Source organism: Streptomyces mangrovisoli (genome assembly GCF_000974985.2).
Classification (GTDB): Bacteria; Actinomycetota; Actinomycetes; order Streptomycetales; family Streptomycetaceae; genus Streptomyces; species Streptomyces mangrovisoli.
On sequence record NZ_LAVA02000134.1, the window covers coordinates 1 to 15,486 of the forward strand.

The following is a 15,486-nucleotide window of genomic DNA, read 5'->3' on the forward strand; positions in this document are numbered from 1 at the left end:
CCTCCCACCCCGTGCCCGCACCCACCGCCCACCCCGCGTCCGCCCTCATCTCGTGTCACCACGGCCCCACTTCACTGCCGCCACGCCCCCGAGGAGCCCCGCCATGCCCTTACCCCCGCCTCTTCCGCGTCCCTGGTCCCGCAGAGGTGTGCTCGCGGCGGCCGCCGCGCTCGCCCTCGCGCCCCGGGTCGCGCGGGCCGCCACCGGCCGCGCGCCGTTCGGCCGCTACGGCACCCCCGCCGCCCGCCTCACCCCGGGCACCCTCTACGTCGACCCGTACGGCCGGGGCGACTTCAGCTCCGTGCAGGACGCCGTCACCGCCGCGACCGGCAGCGGCCGCACCCTGGTCCTCGCGCCCGGCACCTACCGGGAACCGGTCGTCCTCGACGCCACCCGCACCGAGGCGACCTGGATCGGCGCCTCGGAGAACCCCCGGGACGTGGTGATCGTCTTCGACCGCGCGGGCGGCACGCCGCGCCCCGAGGGCGGCACCTACGGCACCAGCGGCTCCGCCACCACCACCGTGCAGGCCGACGGGTTCACCGCCCGCTGGATCACCTTCGCCAACGACTGGCTGCGCGCCGACCACCCCGGCGTCACCGGGACGCAGGCGGTCGCCCTGAAGACGCAGGGCGACCGCGGCGCCTTCACGCACTGCCGCTTCCTGGGCCACCAGGACACCCTCTACGCCGACTCGCTCGCCCTCGGCGTCTTCGCCCGCCAGTACTACGCCCACTGCGAGATCGAGGGCGACGTCGACTTCGTCTTCGGCCGCGCGACGGCGGTGTTCGAGCGCTGCCGTTTCCGCACCCTGGACCGGACGGATCTGTCCGGCGCGCCCTACGGTTTCGTCTTCGCGCCCTCCACGGCCGTGGCGAACCCGTACGGCTTCCTGGTGACCCGCGGCCGCGTCACGAGCCAGGCCCCGGACGCCTTCTACAAGGTGGCGCGGCCCTGGGTGCCCAGCTCCGATCCCACCGCCCGCCCCATGCTCACCGTGCGCGACACCTGGCTGGGACCCGGCATCGACGCGGTCGCGCCGTACACCGACATGTCCGCCGAACACCCCTGGCAGCAGCAGCGGTTCGCCGAGTACCACGACAACGGGCCAGGCGCCGTGGTGACCGTGCCCGAGAATCGACCCCAACTCACCGCGGAGGAAGCACGATCGGCGACGCGTACGGCCTGGTTCGGCGACTGGGCGCCCTGGCGGGACGGTTCGGCCCGGCATCCGGCGCGTGCGGCGGAGTGATGCGGAATCAGCCAATCCGCGCCTTGACCCGCTTTTTGCCCAACTCGCAGGTCTCGATCGGGCAACGGCGCTCGCGCCGGGTGGGGTGACGCGCGTAGAAAATCTGTCATGCATAAGACATCGCGTATCGCGGCGATCGCCGCGGCGTGCGTCGTCACCGGCGCCGCCCTCTACGGCGCCGGTGCGGCCACGGCCGGACAGTCCACGGCCAACTCCACCCACGAGCCGTACAACATCGGCCTCCTGGTGAAGGACATCGACACCTACTACGGCACCGCGCTGGACGCGAACGGTGTCTACCAGGCGTCGTCGACCAGCCCCTACGCCAAGGACCTGGCGCGCATCGACGCCCAGGCCCGCGACTACATCGACCGTGCCGCCCGCACGGCGAAGCACCAGCACAAGAAGCCGGCCGTCGTCTTCGACATCGACGACACCCTGCTGCTCAGCCTGGACTACGAGAAGCGCTACAACTACACGTACAACTCGGCGACCTGGGCCGCGTACGTGAACCAGGCGAGCCGTCCGGGCGTCTTCGGCAGCGCCGAACTCGTGCAGTACGCGGCCAAGAAGGGCGTGGAGGTCTTCTACAACTCCGGCCTCAGCGAGGCGCAGCGCACCGCCGCGGTCGAGAACCTGAAGAAGATCGGCGCCGACGTGAACCTCGACGCCGACCACATGTTCCTCAAGAACACGGCCAACCCGCCGTCCTACCTGAGCGCCTGCGCCACGCCGGGCGCCTGGACCTGCACGACCGTGCAGTACAAGGGCGGCACCCGCAAGCACATCGAGAGCGACCTCGGGTACGACATCATCGCCAACTTCGGCGACCAGTACTCGGACCTCGACGGCGGCTACGCCGACCGCACCTACAAGCTGCCGAACCCGACGTACTTCGTCAGCTGATCCTCCCGCGTCAGGCGCGAGCGCCCCAACGGTCGTCACCGGCGGGGCGCTCGCCGCTTCCCGGTGCCGGGGTCGGCCGAAGAGCGTCGATTCCGTAACACGGCGAAAACCTGAAACGGCTTCGGCAGGGGAACAATCCAGCCAGCATCCGCAGCCGATCAGCAGCCCGAGGAGCACCGCCATGTCCGAGACACAGCAGGTGGCCGACCCGTCAAGTGCCGCGCCACCCGCGGCGAACGGTGTCGACCGGTTCTTCAAGATATCCGAACGAGGGTCCAGTTTCGGCCGGGAGATACGCGGTGGATTCGCCACGTTCTTCACCATGGCCTACATCCTCGTGCTCAACCCGATCATCCTCGGCAGCGCCAAGGACAAGTTCGGCCACACCCTCGACACCGGCCAACTGGTCACCGCCACGGCGCTGGTGGCCTGCGTGATGACCGTCATCATGGGCGTCGGCGGCAATCTGCCGCTGGCCATCGCCGCCGGCCTCGGCCTGAACGCGGTCGTCGCCTTCCAGCTCGCCCCGCTGATGAGCTGGTCCGACGCGATGGGCCTCGTCGTCCTCGAAGGCTTCCTGATCTGCGTCCTGGTGGTCACCGGACTGCGCGAGGCGATCATGAACGCCATCCCGCAGCAGCTGAAGCAGGCGATCGGCGTCGGCATCGGTCTGTTCATCGCGTTCATCGGCCTCGTCGACTCCGGCTTCGTCAGCCGTATCCCGGACGTCGCGGAGACCACGGTGCCCGTGCAGCTCGGCGCCGTCGGGCGGCTGACCGGCTGGCCGGTGCTGGTGTTCTGTCTCGGCGTGCTGCTCACCATCGCCCTGGTCGCCCGCAAGGTGAAGGGCGCCATCCTGATCAGCATCATCTCCATGACCGTGGTGGCGATGATCATCAACTCGATCGCCGACATCAAGAGCTGGGGCCTGACCACCCCGAAGGTGCCGGACAAGATCGTCGACACCCCCGACTTCGGGCTGATCGGCCACTTCAGCCTGTTCGGCGGCTTCGGCAAGGCGGGCGTGCTCACCGCGATCCTGCTGGTGTTCACCCTCGTGCTGTCGGACTTCTTCGACGCGATGGGCACGATCGTCGGCATCAGCGCCGAGGCCGGTCTCCTCGACGAGGAGGGCCAGGTCCCCGGCATCGGGCGCGTGCTGTTCATCGACGGCGCCGCCGCCCTGGCCGGCGGCATCGGCTCCGCCTCCTCCAACACCGCCTACGTGGAGTCCGCGGCCGGTGTCGGCGAGGGCGCCCGCACCGGCTTCGCCAACCTGATCACCGGCGGCCTGTTCGGTCTGGCGCTGTTCCTCAGCCCGCTGCTGACCATCGTCCCGCTCCAGGCCGCGGCGCCCGCGCTGATCGCGGTCGGCTTCCTGATGATGACCCACGTCAAGCACATCGACTGGGACCGCTACGAGATCGCCATCCCGGCGTTCCTCACCATCGCCGTGATGCCGTTCACCTACTCCATCACCGACGGCATCGGCGCGGGCTTCCTGTCGTACGTCGTCATCAAGGCGGTGCTCGGCAAGGCCAAGGAGGTCAACTGGCTGCTGTGGGCGGTCTCCGCGCTGTTCCTCGTGTACTTCGCGATCGACCCGGTGGAGCAGCTCCTCGGCGTGAAGTGATCCGGCCGTACCGCTGACGTGACGACCGGTCCCGGGTCCGCCCGGGACCGGTCGTGCGCGTCGCGGCTCCCGGCCGCGCGGGCGCGCGTCGAGGCCGCCCGCCCGCTACTTCAGCGCCGCCTTCATCATCGCCCTGGCCACCGGCGCCGCCAGCCCGTTGCCGCTGACCTCGGAGCGGGCCGCGTCGGACTGCTCGACCACCACCGCGACCGCGACCGACTTGCCGCCGGACTCCCCGTAGGACGTGAACCAGGCGTACGGCGACTCGCTGTTGTTCTCGCCGTGCTGGGCGGTGCCCGTCTTGCCGCCGACGGTCACCCCGTCGATCCGCGCGTTGGTGCCGGTGCCCTGTTCGACCACGGTCTGCATCGCGGAACGCAGCTGCTTCGCGGTGCCCGAGCTGACGATCCGGGTGGTCGTCGCGCTGTCGTCGTAGTCCTTCAGCACGTCACCGCCGCTGTCGGTGACCTGGGACACCATGTGCGGGCTGACCATCTCCCCGTCGTTCTCGATCGCCGCCGACACCATCGCCATCTGGAGCGGGGTCGCCGTCACGTCGAACTGGCCGATGCCCGACAGGCCGGTCTGCGCCTTGTCCATGTTCTTCGGATAGACGCTGGTGTAGGCCCGCACGGGGGTGTCCTGCGAACTGTTGTCGAAGCCGAACTTGTCGGCCATGGCGCGCACCTTGTCCTGGCCGAGGTCGACCGCCATCTTCGCGAAGACGGTGTTGCACGAGTAGCGCAGCGCCGTGCGGATGGAGGCGTTCTTGCAGGGCGCGGACGTGTTCTCGTTGGCGAGGACCCGCGTGGTGCCCGGCAGGGTGTACGGGTCCGGGCTCTTCGTGTGCTCGTCCACCGACGTGTACAGCCCGTCCTCCAGCGCGGCGGCCGCGACGACCAGCTTGAAGGTCGACCCGGGCGGCAGCGGCTGGCGCAGCGCCCGGTTGGTCAGCGGCTTGTCGGAGTCGGCGTTGAGCTTCTTCCAGGCCGAGCCCGCGGTGTCGGCGTCGGTCAGCGAGGAGGGGTCGTACGACGGCGTCGAGACGACGGCGAGGATCTTGCCGGTCTTCGGGTCGATCGCGACGGCCGCGCCCTTCTTGTCGCCGAGGGCCGCGTAGGCCGCCTTCTGCACCGCCGGGTCGATGGTCGTGACCACGTCACCCGGATCGGCCCGTTTGCCGGTGACGGTGTCCATGGCCGTCTTCAGCCGGCTGTCCGTGCCGTTCAGCAGGTCCTGGTAGATGCCCTCCAGCTGGGTCGAGGCATAGCTCTGGGAGGCGTAGCCGGTCACCGCCGCGTACAGCGAGCCGTCGGTGTACGTGCGCTTGTACGCCAGGTCCGATCCCGAGGTGCGCGCCGAGCCGGTGATCGCCCGGCCGCCCACGATGATGTTCCCGAGCGGCTGTGAGTACGTCGTGATGACGTTGCGCCGGTTGTCCTTGTCGTCCGCGAGCGCGGTGCCGTCGTAGAACTGCACCCATGTCGCCCTGATCAGCAGGGCGAACACGAGCAGCAGCGAGAAGACGGCGGCCCGCCTGATCGTCTTGTTCATGCCGATGGGGAAGACGAGCGGGATGGCGGGAATCGTTCCCGTCCGCCCGCTTTCTCATCGCCCTCTCATGGCGGTCACGCGGATCTCATGAGCGGCGGGCGGCCGGGCGCCGGGCACCGGCGCCGCTCGCACGCCGAGGCCGTACGACCTCCTCGCCGCTCAGGCGTCGAGGGTCAGCACGAGCTCTTCGATCTCCGCGCCGCGGGCCTGCGCGAACCCGCGCGCCCGGGCGGTCACCCGGAAGCCGCACTTGCCGAGCACGCGCAGCGAGCCCGCGTTGTCGGCCGCCGCGCGGGCGTACAGGGGGCGCTCGGGCACCTCGGTGATCAGCGCGCGCAGCGCCGCCGTGGCCAGCCCCCGGCCCCAGTACGCGCGGTCGATCCAGTACGTCACCTCGCGCTCGCCCGGCTCGCCGTACACCGCGGCGTTGCCGATCACGTCGCCGTCGCCGAGCACCGTGCGGGTCACGGCGGTCGAGGCGAGGACCTTCTTCCAGTGCGTGTCGAACGCGGCGCGGTCGGCCGGGTCGGGTGGGGTGAAGGCGGCCATCCGCAGCGCCTCCGGATCGTTGAGCAGCCGGAAGAACACGGGCAGGTCGCTGTCGTGGACCGGGCGGAGTACGACCTCCATGGTCACAGCCTCCGGGTGGCGAGGGTCAGCCGATCGCGGGCGTCGAACAGCGCGTCCTTGATCATCTGCTCGTGGGCCGGGGTCAGCCGGGCCACCGGCACGGAGCAGCTGATCGCGTCGCGCGCGGGAGTACGGTACGGGATCGCGACGCCGAAACAGCGCAACCCGAGCGTGTTCTCCTCCCGGTCGACCGCGAACCCCTGCTCGCGCACCTGATGCAGTTCCTCGATGAGCTTCTCGCGGTCGGTGAGGGTGTGCTCGGTCAGCGCGGGCAGCGTCTCGGGCAGCAGCTTGCGCACCTGCTCGTCGGTGTGGGTGGCCAGCAGGGCCTTGCCCAGCGAGGTCGAGTGGGCGGGCAGCCGGCGGCCGACCCGGGTGAAGGGGCGCAGGTAGTGCTGCGACTGGCGGGTGGCGAGATAGACGACGTTGGTGCCGTCGAGGCGGGCCAGGTGGATGGTCTCCGTGGTGTCGTCGGAGAGCCGGTCCAGGGTCGGGCGGGCCGCCGCGACGACCTCGTCCCCGTCGATGTAGGAGGTGCCGACCAGCAGCGCCCGCACGCCGATGCCGTACCGGGTGCCGGTCGCGTCCGTCTCCACCCAGCCCAGCTCCACGAGCGTGCGCAGCAGCATGTACAGGCTGGACTTGGGATAGCCGACGGCCTCCTGGACGGCCGCGAGCGAGTGCATACCGGGCCGTCCGGCGAAGTACTCGAGCAACTCGACCGTGCGCACCGCGGACTTGACCTGCGCCCCGCCGCCTGTCTCGACTGCCGACATCGCCGTCCACCCCTTCGTTCGACGAGAACCCCGATATATAGTCTCCGAGCAACGTATTCATCATCAGAGACGGCGTTCAGTATATCGAACGCGGATGGTGATCGACCCGGAAATTGCGGCATTGCTTGGAGGGACCCGCGGTGGCAGCAGCACCAGTCTGGAGCGTCGACCCACGGACCGGGAAGCAGCGGGAACAGGCCGGGGTGGAGGCCACGGCGCAGGACGTGGACACCGCCGTCCGCGCCGCGCACGCCGTCCGCCGCTCGCTCGCCGACCGCGCCGTGCGCGCCGCGTTCCTGCGCACCGCGGCCGACCGGCTGGCGGCCGCCGCGGACCGTCTGATCGAGACCGCCGACGCGGAGAGCGCGCTCGGCACGCCCCGCCTCACCGGCGAACTCGCCCGCACCTGCTACCAGCTGCGGGCCTTCGCGGGCATCGTCGAGGAGGGCGCCTTCCTCGACGTGATCATCAACCACCCCGACGACACCGCCGCCCCGCCGGTCCCGGACCTGCGCCGGTACAAGGTCCCGCTCGGCGTGGTCGCCGTCTACTCGGCCTCCAACTTCCCCTTCGCCTTCTCCGTCGCCGGCGGCGACACCGCGAGCGCGCTGGCAGCCGGCAACCCGGTCGTGGTCAAGGCCCACCCCGACCACCCGGCCCTGTCCGAGCTGGTCGCCTCCGAACTGCGGGCCGCGGCCGCCGAACACGGCATCCCCGAGGCCGTGCTCGGCCTGGTGCACGGCTTCGAGGCCGGCGTAGAGCTGATCAAGCACCCGCTGGTCGCCGCCGCCGGCTTCACCGGATCGGTGCGCGGGGGCCGCGCCCTCTTCGACGCCGCGGCCGCCCGCCCGGTGCCGATCCCCTTCCACGGCGAACTGGGCTCGCTCAACCCCGTCGTGATCACCGAGGCCGCCGCGGCCGAGCGGGCCGAGGCGATCGGCGCCGGACTCGCCGGGTCCATGACGCTCGGCGTCGGGCAGTTCTGCGTGAAGCCCGGCCTGGTGCTCGTGCCGTCCGGCGCGGCGGGCGACGGCCTGGTCAAGTCGCTCACCGACGCGGTGGGCGGTACGGCGGCCGGCGTGCTGCTGGACCACCGGATGCGCGACAACTTCGTCGCGGGTGTCGCCGAGCGGGCCGCGCTGCCCGGCGTCCAGGCCCCCGTCACCCCCGGCGCGGACGGCGAACACACCGTCACCCCGGGTTTCCTCACCGTCCCGGCGAGCAGCCTGACCGCCGAGGGGGCGTACGACCTGCTGCTGGAGGAGTGCTTCGGCCCGGTCACCGTCGTCGCCCGCTACGACGACGACGGCGAGGCCACCGGCGTGCTGTCCCGGCTGCCCGGCAACCTCACCGCGACCGTGCACCTCTCGGAGCGGGAGGCGGCGGGCGAGGGCCGCGGCGCGGAGATCCTCGCGGAACTCACGCCGCTCGCGGGCCGCGTCCTGGTCAACGGCTGGCCGACCGGCGTCGCCGTCGCCCCGGCCCAGCACCACGGCGGTCCCTACCCGGCGACCACCTCCACCTCCACCTCCGTCGGCGGTACGGCCATCGAGCGGTGGCTGCGCCCGGTCGCCTACCAGAACGCCCCCGCGGCGCTGCTGCCGCCGGAACTCCGCGACGACAATCCGCTGGGGCTGCCTCGGCGGTACGACGGGGTGCTGGAGAGGTAGGCCGTCCGTGCGCCTGTCCCGTGCGGGTGCGTCGTGGCTGGTCGCGCAGTTCCCCGCGCCCCTGCGGGGGCGCTCGGACAGCCGTGCCCCGTAAGGGGCGCGGGGAACTGCGCGAGCAACCCCCGCGCACCCGCAGGGAACTGCGCGACAAACCCCCGTGCAGGGGGCTTACCCGGGGGACAATCGGGCGATGGACGTGGAACTCTCCGAACTTCCCTTTCCGCTGCGCACCTACGGCCCCGACGGCCACTGGTCGTACGAGGACGGCGTGCTGACCGGCTGGGCCGGCCCCCGCCAGGACCGCTTCGTGCCGCCCACCGGCGAGGCGCTCGACCCGGCCGGTGACGCGCCCCGCCTGCTGGGCGCCCCCGAGGGCGACTTCCAGCTGATCGCCCGGGTCACCGTCGGCTTCAACTCCGCCTTCGACGCCGGGGTGTTGTACGTCCATGTCGGCGACCGGGCCTGGGCCAAACTGTGCCTGGAGTACTCCCCGGACATCGCCACCGTCTGCACGGTGGTCACCCGGGGCCACTCCGACGACGCCAACGCCTTCACCGTGCCCGGCAGTTCGGTCTGGCTGCGGATCAGCCGCACCGGCCGCGCCTTCGCCTTCCACGCCTCCCGCGACGGCGAACGCTGGACCTTCGTCCGGCTGTTCACCCTGGGCGGCGAGAAGGAGACCGACGCCGCGCTCGTCGGCTTCCTGACCCAGTCGCCGCTGGGCGAGGGCTGCGTGGTGACGTACGACCACATCGCCTACCGCCCCAGCTGGCCCGCGGACCTGCGGGACGGCAGCTGACCCGCCCGACCGGGCGGTGTCCGGCCCGATCCGGAACCGCACGCGCCGCCCCGTCGTCCTCCGGTGCATGATTCACGACCGTGTCACCGGCGGCCGGGTGATCCGCACCGCCCTGCCCGCCGAGGCCGAGACCGTCACCGCGCTGCACCAGCGGGCCCGCGCGACCTACTACCCGGACGGGGTGCCCGACGACGGCGCCGACTGGCTCGTCCGCTGGCGGGAGGCGATCGCGCGCCCCGACGGGCATGTGCTGTGCCTGGTCGAGGGCGGCCGGATGATCGGCCTCGCCTCCTTCCGCACCCCGCCGGACGGGCCCGCCGACACCGTCAAGCTGTTCCAGTTCCACGTCGACCCGGAACACTGGCGCGGGGGCGTCGGCACGGCGCTGCACCAGGCCTGTGTGGAGGAGTGGCAGGCCGACGCCCGCCGCACCGCCGTCCTCGACGTGCACGTGGACAACGTCCGCGCCCAGGCGTTCTACGCCCGGCTCGGCTGGGTCCCGGACCCGGACAACCCGCCCGCGGACGGGGACCACCACCTGTTCCTGCGCTTCACCGTGCCCGGCGGGGAGCGGGGGGAATGAACGGCGCTGCTTGAACGTTCACCCACCCGGCGGAGACGGTCTCCGCACCTGTGATCCGGAAAGCCGAGAACGTGCGCGTCGAAATCTGGTCGGACATCGCATGCCCCTGGTGCTACGTGGGCAAGGCCCGCTTCGACAAGGCGCTGGCGGCCTTCCCGCACCGCGACGCCGTCGAGGTGGTGCACCGCTCCTTCGAGCTGGACCCCGGCCGCGCCAAGGGCGACACACAGCCCGTGCTCGCGATGCTCACGAAGAAGTACGGCATGAGCGAGGCGCAGGCGCAGGCCGGCGAGGAGAACCTCGGCCGGCAGGCCGCCGCCGAAGGCCTGGACTACCGCACCCGCGACCGTGACCACGGCAACACCTTCGACATGCACCGGCTGCTGCACTTCGCCAAGGAGCAGGGCCGGCAGGACGAGCTGATCCAGATCCTGTACCGGGCGAACTTCGCCGAGGAACGGTCGGTCTTCGGCGACGACGAGCGCCTCGTGGAGCTGGCCGTCGCCGCGGGCCTCGACGCCGACGCGGCCCGCGCGGTGCTCGCCGACCCCACCGCCCACGCCGACGCCGTGCGCGCCGACGAGCGCGAGGCCGCCGAGCTCGGCGCCAACGGCGTGCCCTTCTTCGTCCTCGACCGGACGTACGGCGTCTCCGGCGCCCAGCCCGCCGAGGTCTTCACCCAGGCGCTCACCCAGGCGTGGGGGGAGCGCTCCGGGCTGACCCTGATCGACGACGGCGGCGCCGGGGCCTGCGGCCCGGACGGCTGCGCGGTCCCGCAGACCTGAGCGCGGGCGCGCCCGACCGGGCCGCCGCGAAAGGGCAGGTCAGCGGCCATACATAAGCGTTTCTTGGGAAAGTCACGCAGAAATCGGCAATGGACGGGGAGTCCACCGGGCCGCACAGTGGTGCCATGGAGACCTTCGAGAGCCTCGTCCGCGCCGAGTTCACCCCGGAGAAGACCTTCCTGAACACGGCGAGCAGCGGCCTGCTCCCGGCCCGGACCGTCACCGCGCTGCACGAGGCGGTGGCCCTGCGGGCGGCGGGCAGGCCCATCGACTCCCTGTTCGAGGACGTCGAGCAGTCCCGCGCCGCCTTCGCCCGGCTGGCCGGGGTACCGGCCGCCCGGGTCGCGGCCGGCCCGTCCGTCGCCGCGCAGACCGCGCTGGTCGCGACCGCACTGCCCCCGGGGGCCGAAGTCCTCACCGCCGAGGACGACTTCACCTCCGTGCTCAACCCGTTCCACGTCCGCGGCGACCTCAAGGTCCGCGCCGTACCGCTGGAGCGGCTCGCGGAGTCCGTACGGCCCGGCACCGCGCTCGTCGCGGTCAGCGCCGCGCAGTCCGCCGACGGGCGGATCGCCGACCTGCCCGCGCTGCGCGAGGCCGCCCGTACCCACGGCGCGCGCACCTACGTCGACTTCTCGCAGGCGGCGGGGTGGCTCCCGGTCGAAGCCGACGCCTACGACTTCACCGTCTGCACCACCTTCAAGTGGCTGCTCGGCCCGCACGGCGCGGCCTTCCTCGTGGTCCCCGAGGACTTCGGCGGACTCACCCCGCTGCTCGCGGGCTGGGTCGCCGCGGAGGAGCCCTGGAACAGCTGTTACGGGCCCGTGCAGGAACTCGCCCACTCCGCGCGCCGGTTCGACGTGAGCCCCGCCCTGTTCACCTACGCCGGGGTGCGGCACTCGCTCGCGCTGATCGAGGAGCTCGGTGTGGACGCCGTGCACGCGCACGACCTCGCGCTCGCCGAGCGGTTCCGCGCCGGTCTTGCGGCACTGGATCACGAGCCGCTGCCCGCGCCGGGCTCGGCGATCGTCTCCGTACCCGGACTCGGGCACCGGCAGGGCGAGTTGAGCCGGGCGGGCATCGAGGTCTCGAACCGCGCGGGCAATCTACGGGCGTCGTTCCACCTGTACAACACCCCGGCCGACGTCGACCGCCTCCTGACCGCGCTGACCGGTCCCCGGTAGGGGCGCGGGGAACTGCGCGCCCAGCCCCCACCGGCCCCCGGCCGGACCATCCGCGTGGTGCCCCCGTGCGGGCGCGTCGTGGCTGGTCGCGCAGTTCCCCGCGCCCCTTGCGGGGCTCCGCTCACCCCGCCGCGGACCCCACCGGGGTGAAGTCACGCGCGCCGATGAACTCCGGGCGCCGTACCGGCGCCGCGAACGGTTCGACCGCCGTGTTCTCCACGCTGTTGAACACGATGAACACGTTGCTGCGCGGGAACGGCGTGATGTTGTCGCCGGAGCCGTGCATGCAGTTGCAGTCGAACCAGGTCGCCGACCCCGCCCTCCCGGTGAACAGCCGGATGCCGTACGCGCCCGCGAGTCCGGTCAGCGCCGCGTCCGACGGCGTCCCCGCGTCCTGCATCTGGAGCGACTTCTTGTAGTTGTCCTCGGGCGTCGCCCCCGCGCAGCCGAGGAACGTGCGGTGCGAGCCCGGCATGATCATGAGCCCGCCGTTGGTGTCGTGGTTCTCGGTCAGCGCGATCGAGACGGACACCGTCCGCATGTTCGGCAGGCCGTCCTCGGCGTGCCAGGTCTCGAAGTCGGAGTGCCAGTAGAAGCCCCCGGCCCCGAAGCCCGGCTTCACGTTGATCCGGGACTGGTGCACGTACACGTCCGAGCCGAGGATCTGCCGGGCCCGGCCCACCACCCGCTCGTCACGCACCAGCCGGGCGAACACCTCGCTGATCCGGTGCACTTCGAAGACCGAGCGGATCTCCTTGGACCGCGGTTCGAGGACCGCGCGCTCGTCGGCGCGCACCGCCGGATCGGCGACCAGCCGGTCCAACTCATGTCGGTAGACGGCCACTTCCTCGTCCGTGAGCAGTTCGTCGACGGCGAGGAAGCCGTCACGCTCGTACGCCCGCAGATCCTCGGGGGAGACGGGCCCGGGGGCGCCGGGCGCACCCCAGACGACGGGGTCCTGGCGTGGGACGGTCACCTCGGCGGTGGCGCGCGTGGGGTAGAGATCGGTGACGGTGGTCATGACGTGTCACACCTCCTCGGGTTCGGTGGGCTCGGGCTCGGTGAGCAGCGGATAGACGCCGTTCTCGTCGTGGTCCTCCCGGCCGGTCACGGGCGGGTTGAACACGCAGACACAGCGGAAGTCCTCCTGGACGCGCAGCGTGTGCCGCTCGTGCCCGTCGAGGAGGTACATCGTGCCGGCGGTGATCGAGTGGGTCTTCCCGGTCTCGTGGTCGGTGAGTTCGGCGGCGCCCTCGACGCACACGACGGCCTCGACGTGGTGGGCGTACCACATCGACGTCTCCGTGCCGGCGTAGAGGACCGTCTCGTGCACGGAGAAGCCGACGCGCTCGCGCGCGAGGACGATCCGCTTGCTCTCCCAGGTGCCGGACGCCGACTTCACATGCCGGTCGGTTCCTTCTAGGTCCTTGAACGATCGGACGATCACGGTGGTGCACAGCCTCCTTGGCAGCGGGTTCTGTCGGTCCCGACGAAGCGGTCAGGTCATCAGGCGGTCAGGTCGTCAGACGGTGAGGCGGTCAGGCGGTCTCGCGGACGGCGCGCGCGAGGGTCGTCATCCCCTCGTCCAGCTCCTCCGGGGTGACGGTGAGCGCGGGCAGCAGCTTGACCACCTCGCTCTCCGGGCCGGACGTCTCGACGAGCAGCCCGAGTTCGAAGGCGCGCCGGGTGACCCGCTCGGCGCGTCGCCTGTCGTGGAACTCCAGGCCCCACACCAGTCCGCGGCCCCGGTACTCCTTGACGTCGGCGAGGTTCTCCTCGGTGATGGAGATCAGCTCCTGCTCGACCTGCTCGCCGCGGGTTCTGGTCTGCTTCTCCATGGCGTGGCCGTCGGCCCAGTAGGTCTCCAGGGCGGCGGTCGCGGTGACGAACGCCGGGTTGTTGCCGCGGAAGGTGCCGTTGTGCTCGCCCGGCTCCCAGATGTCCAGCTCGGGCCTGAACAGGCAGAGCGACATGGGCAGTCCGTAGCCGCTGATCGACTTGGACACGGTGACGATGTCCGGCACGATGCCCGCCTCCTCGAAGGAGAAGAACGCGCCGGTGCGCCCGCAGCCCATCTGGATGTCGTCGACGATCAGCAGCATGTCCTGCCGCTCGCACAACTCCGCGAGCGCGCGCAGCCATGCGGCACGGGCGACATTGATCCCGCCCTCGCCCTGCACGGTCTCCACGATCACGGCCGCGGGCTTGTTCAGGCCGGAGCCCTGGTCCTCCAGCAGCCGCTCGAACCAGAGGAAGTCCGGCACCTGCCCGTCGAAGTAGTTGTCGAACGGCATCGGCGTGCCGTGCACGAGCGGGATGCCCGCGCCCGCCCGCTTGAAGGCGTTGCCGGTCACGGCGAGCGAGCCGAGCGACATGCCGTGGAAGGCGTTGGTGAACGACACGACGGCCTCGCGGCCCTTCACCTTCCGCGCCAGTTTCAGCGCCGACTCCACCGCGTTGGTGCCGGTCGGCCCGGGGAACATGACCTTGTACGGCAGTTCGCGCGGCCGCAGCACGAGGTTCTGGAAGGTCTCCAGGAAGCCCCGCTTGGCCACGGTGGACATGTCGAGCCCGTGGGTGACGCCGTCCCGCATCAGGTAGTCCACCAACGCCCGCTTGAGGACAGGGTTGTTGTGGCCGTAGTTGAGCGATCCCGCGCCCGCGAAGAAGTCCAGGTAGGGGCGGCCGTCCTCGTCGTACATGCGGCTGCCGCGTGCGCGGTCGAAGACGGCGGGCCAGCCGCGGCAGTAGCTGCGCACCTCGGACTCCAGGGTCTCGAAGACGCTCAGATCCGGCTGGGTGATGGTCACGAAGTTCGCTCCTCGGTGCGGGGGGTGTTCAACGGGCCTATGCGGTACAGGACTTCGGGGTCGTGCGGGCCGTCGGGGAAGTCGTCGGACTCGAACAGCACCGCGCGCTCCAGCCGGGCGCCATGACGGGCGGCGTAGGAGGTGAAGAGCTGCTCGGAGGCGGTGTTGCCGGGAGTGATGGTGGTCTCGACCCCGGTCACGCCGTGCTCGGCGGCGACCCGTGCGGTGAGCCCGTCCAGCAGCCGTCCGGCCAGGCCCCGCCCGCGGTGGGCGGCGTCCACGGCCACCTGCCAGACCAGCAGGGTCCCCGGCCGCTCGGGCCGCACGTATCCGGTCACGAAGCCGACGGGCTCGCCGTCCTCGCGGCGCGCCACCGCCGAGGTGCCGGCGAAGTCGCGGCACCACAGCAGATAGCTGTACGACGAGTTCACGTCCAGGGTTCCGGAGTCTTTTGCGATACGCCAGAGAGCGGCCCCGTCGGCCACCACGGGCCGGTCGATGTGCAGGTCTGTCTGGGTGGTGGTCATGCGAATTGAACTTACCGATCGCAATTCAAAGATGCATGGCCGGAAGGGGTTACCTGGACCGGCGGCCCGTGTTATCGCGCGGGCGCGCAGAGAAAGGGGTACGGCGCGGGAATTATCGACCGCTATGCCCGTATCAAATGCCGCATAGAGGGCGGCTTGTGTAACGCGTCACAACCATGTGCCGCACACGGATTCCGCCCGGAACTTGCCACAACACGTTCGCGAAATCTTCGCGTTTGAGGTGCGGATCGGCGGGCAGAAGAAAAGCGGGAGAAGCAAGGGAATTCGCCCGGGAAAACTTTCCCGCCGAATGTCGCGGAACTCTGCCGAATACCGCGGGATACTGCGGGACACCGCCGGATGCCACGTCACCGCGC

At 71.1% G+C, this 15,486-nt stretch carries 16 protein-coding genes; 8 read left to right on the forward strand and 8 right to left on the reverse strand.

Annotation, left to right across the window (positions count from 1 at the left end; genetic code table 11):
* Nucleotides 1-103 precede the first annotated feature (103 nt).
* From WN71_RS37500 to WN71_RS37510, 3 genes are all read left to right on the forward strand, one after another.
* Nucleotides 104-1,252, forward strand: a complete 1,149-nt coding sequence (locus tag WN71_RS37500) for a pectinesterase family protein (protein WP_046592133.1) — start codon at nt 104-106, stop codon at nt 1,250-1,252.
* Nucleotides 1,253-1,360: 108 nt separating this feature from the next.
* Nucleotides 1,361-2,158 carry an HAD family acid phosphatase gene (locus WN71_RS37505; RefSeq protein WP_046592134.1) on the forward strand — a complete coding sequence of 266 codons (798 nt, stop codon included), beginning with the start codon at nt 1,361-1,363 and terminating at the stop codon, nt 2,156-2,158.
* Nucleotides 2,159-2,339: 181 nt separating this feature from the next.
* Nucleotides 2,340-3,791 (forward strand): NCS2 family permease, encoded by a 1,452-nt coding sequence (locus WN71_RS37510; protein ID WP_046592135.1) that lies wholly within the window; start codon nt 2,340-2,342, stop codon nt 3,789-3,791.
* Nucleotides 3,792-3,896: 105 nt separating this feature from the next.
* Here the strand turns inward: WN71_RS37510 and WN71_RS37515 are convergent, their stop codons facing one another.
* From WN71_RS37515 to WN71_RS37525, 3 genes are all read right to left on the reverse strand, one after another.
* The gene (locus WN71_RS37515) at nt 3,897-5,345 is read right to left on the reverse strand and encodes a peptidoglycan D,D-transpeptidase FtsI family protein (protein ID WP_046592136.1); all 1,449 of its coding nucleotides are present in this window, start codon (nt 5,343-5,345) and stop codon (nt 3,897-3,899) included.
* 159 nt (nt 5,346-5,504) lie between these two features.
* Nucleotides 5,505-5,975 carry a GNAT family N-acetyltransferase gene (locus WN71_RS37520; RefSeq protein WP_046592137.1) on the reverse strand — a complete coding sequence of 157 codons (471 nt, stop codon included), beginning with the start codon at nt 5,973-5,975 and terminating at the stop codon, nt 5,505-5,507.
* A gap of 2 nt (nt 5,976-5,977) precedes the next feature.
* On the reverse strand, nt 5,978-6,751 hold the full coding sequence (locus tag WN71_RS37525) for an IclR family transcriptional regulator (RefSeq protein ID WP_046592138.1): 774 nt from the start codon (nt 6,749-6,751) through the stop codon (nt 5,978-5,980).
* A gap of 140 nt (nt 6,752-6,891) precedes the next feature.
* Between WN71_RS37525 and WN71_RS37530 the strand changes: the two genes are divergently transcribed.
* From WN71_RS37530 to WN71_RS37550, 5 genes are all read left to right on the forward strand, one after another.
* A complete protein-coding gene (locus tag WN71_RS37530) occupies nt 6,892-8,421 on the forward strand; it encodes an aldehyde dehydrogenase (NADP(+)) (RefSeq protein WP_079178414.1) in 1,530 nt (509 codons plus the stop codon).
* 190 nt (nt 8,422-8,611) lie between these two features.
* Nucleotides 8,612-9,220 carry a DUF1349 domain-containing protein gene (locus tag WN71_RS37535; RefSeq protein WP_046592140.1) on the forward strand — a complete coding sequence of 203 codons (609 nt, stop codon included), beginning with the start codon at nt 8,612-8,614 and terminating at the stop codon, nt 9,218-9,220.
* Nucleotides 9,221-9,287: 67 nt separating this feature from the next.
* A complete protein-coding gene (locus WN71_RS37540; protein WP_206300243.1) occupies nt 9,288-9,803 on the forward strand; it encodes a GNAT family N-acetyltransferase in 516 nt (171 codons plus the stop codon).
* Between the two features lie 71 nt (nt 9,804-9,874).
* Nucleotides 9,875-10,588: a DsbA family oxidoreductase gene (locus tag WN71_RS37545; RefSeq protein ID WP_046592147.1), complete on the forward strand. Its 714-nt coding sequence runs from the start codon at nt 9,875-9,877 to the stop codon at nt 10,586-10,588.
* Nucleotides 10,589-10,713: 125 nt separating this feature from the next.
* On the forward strand, nt 10,714-11,772 hold the full coding sequence (locus tag WN71_RS37550; RefSeq protein WP_046592141.1) for an aminotransferase class V-fold PLP-dependent enzyme: 1,059 nt from the start codon (nt 10,714-10,716) through the stop codon (nt 11,770-11,772).
* Nucleotides 11,773-11,893: 121 nt separating this feature from the next.
* Here the strand turns inward: WN71_RS37550 and thpD are convergent, their stop codons facing one another.
* The 5 genes from thpD to WN71_RS42395 all read right to left on the reverse strand — a co-directional run.
* Entirely contained in the window at nt 11,894-12,793 is a 900-nt protein-coding gene (gene thpD, locus WN71_RS37555) for an ectoine hydroxylase (protein WP_046592142.1), read from the reverse strand.
* Between the two features lie 6 nt (nt 12,794-12,799).
* Complete coding sequence (locus WN71_RS37560; protein ID WP_046592143.1) at nt 12,800-13,219, reverse strand: ectoine synthase; 420 nt, start codon at nt 13,217-13,219, stop codon at nt 12,800-12,802.
* A 91-nt stretch (nt 13,220-13,310) separates the two neighbouring features.
* Entirely contained in the window at nt 13,311-14,582 is a 1,272-nt protein-coding gene (gene ectB / locus WN71_RS37565; RefSeq protein WP_046592144.1) for a diaminobutyrate--2-oxoglutarate transaminase, read from the reverse strand.
* A complete protein-coding gene (gene ectA, locus WN71_RS37570; RefSeq protein ID WP_046592145.1) occupies nt 14,579-15,109 on the reverse strand; it encodes a diaminobutyrate acetyltransferase in 531 nt (176 codons plus the stop codon). The genes ectB and ectA overlap by 4 nt, the downstream gene beginning before the upstream one ends.
* A gap of 133 nt (nt 15,110-15,242) precedes the next feature.
* Nucleotides 15,243-15,486, reverse strand: a 244-nt coding sequence (locus WN71_RS42395; protein ID WP_206300244.1) for a hypothetical protein, incomplete at its 5' end; no start/stop codon positions are given.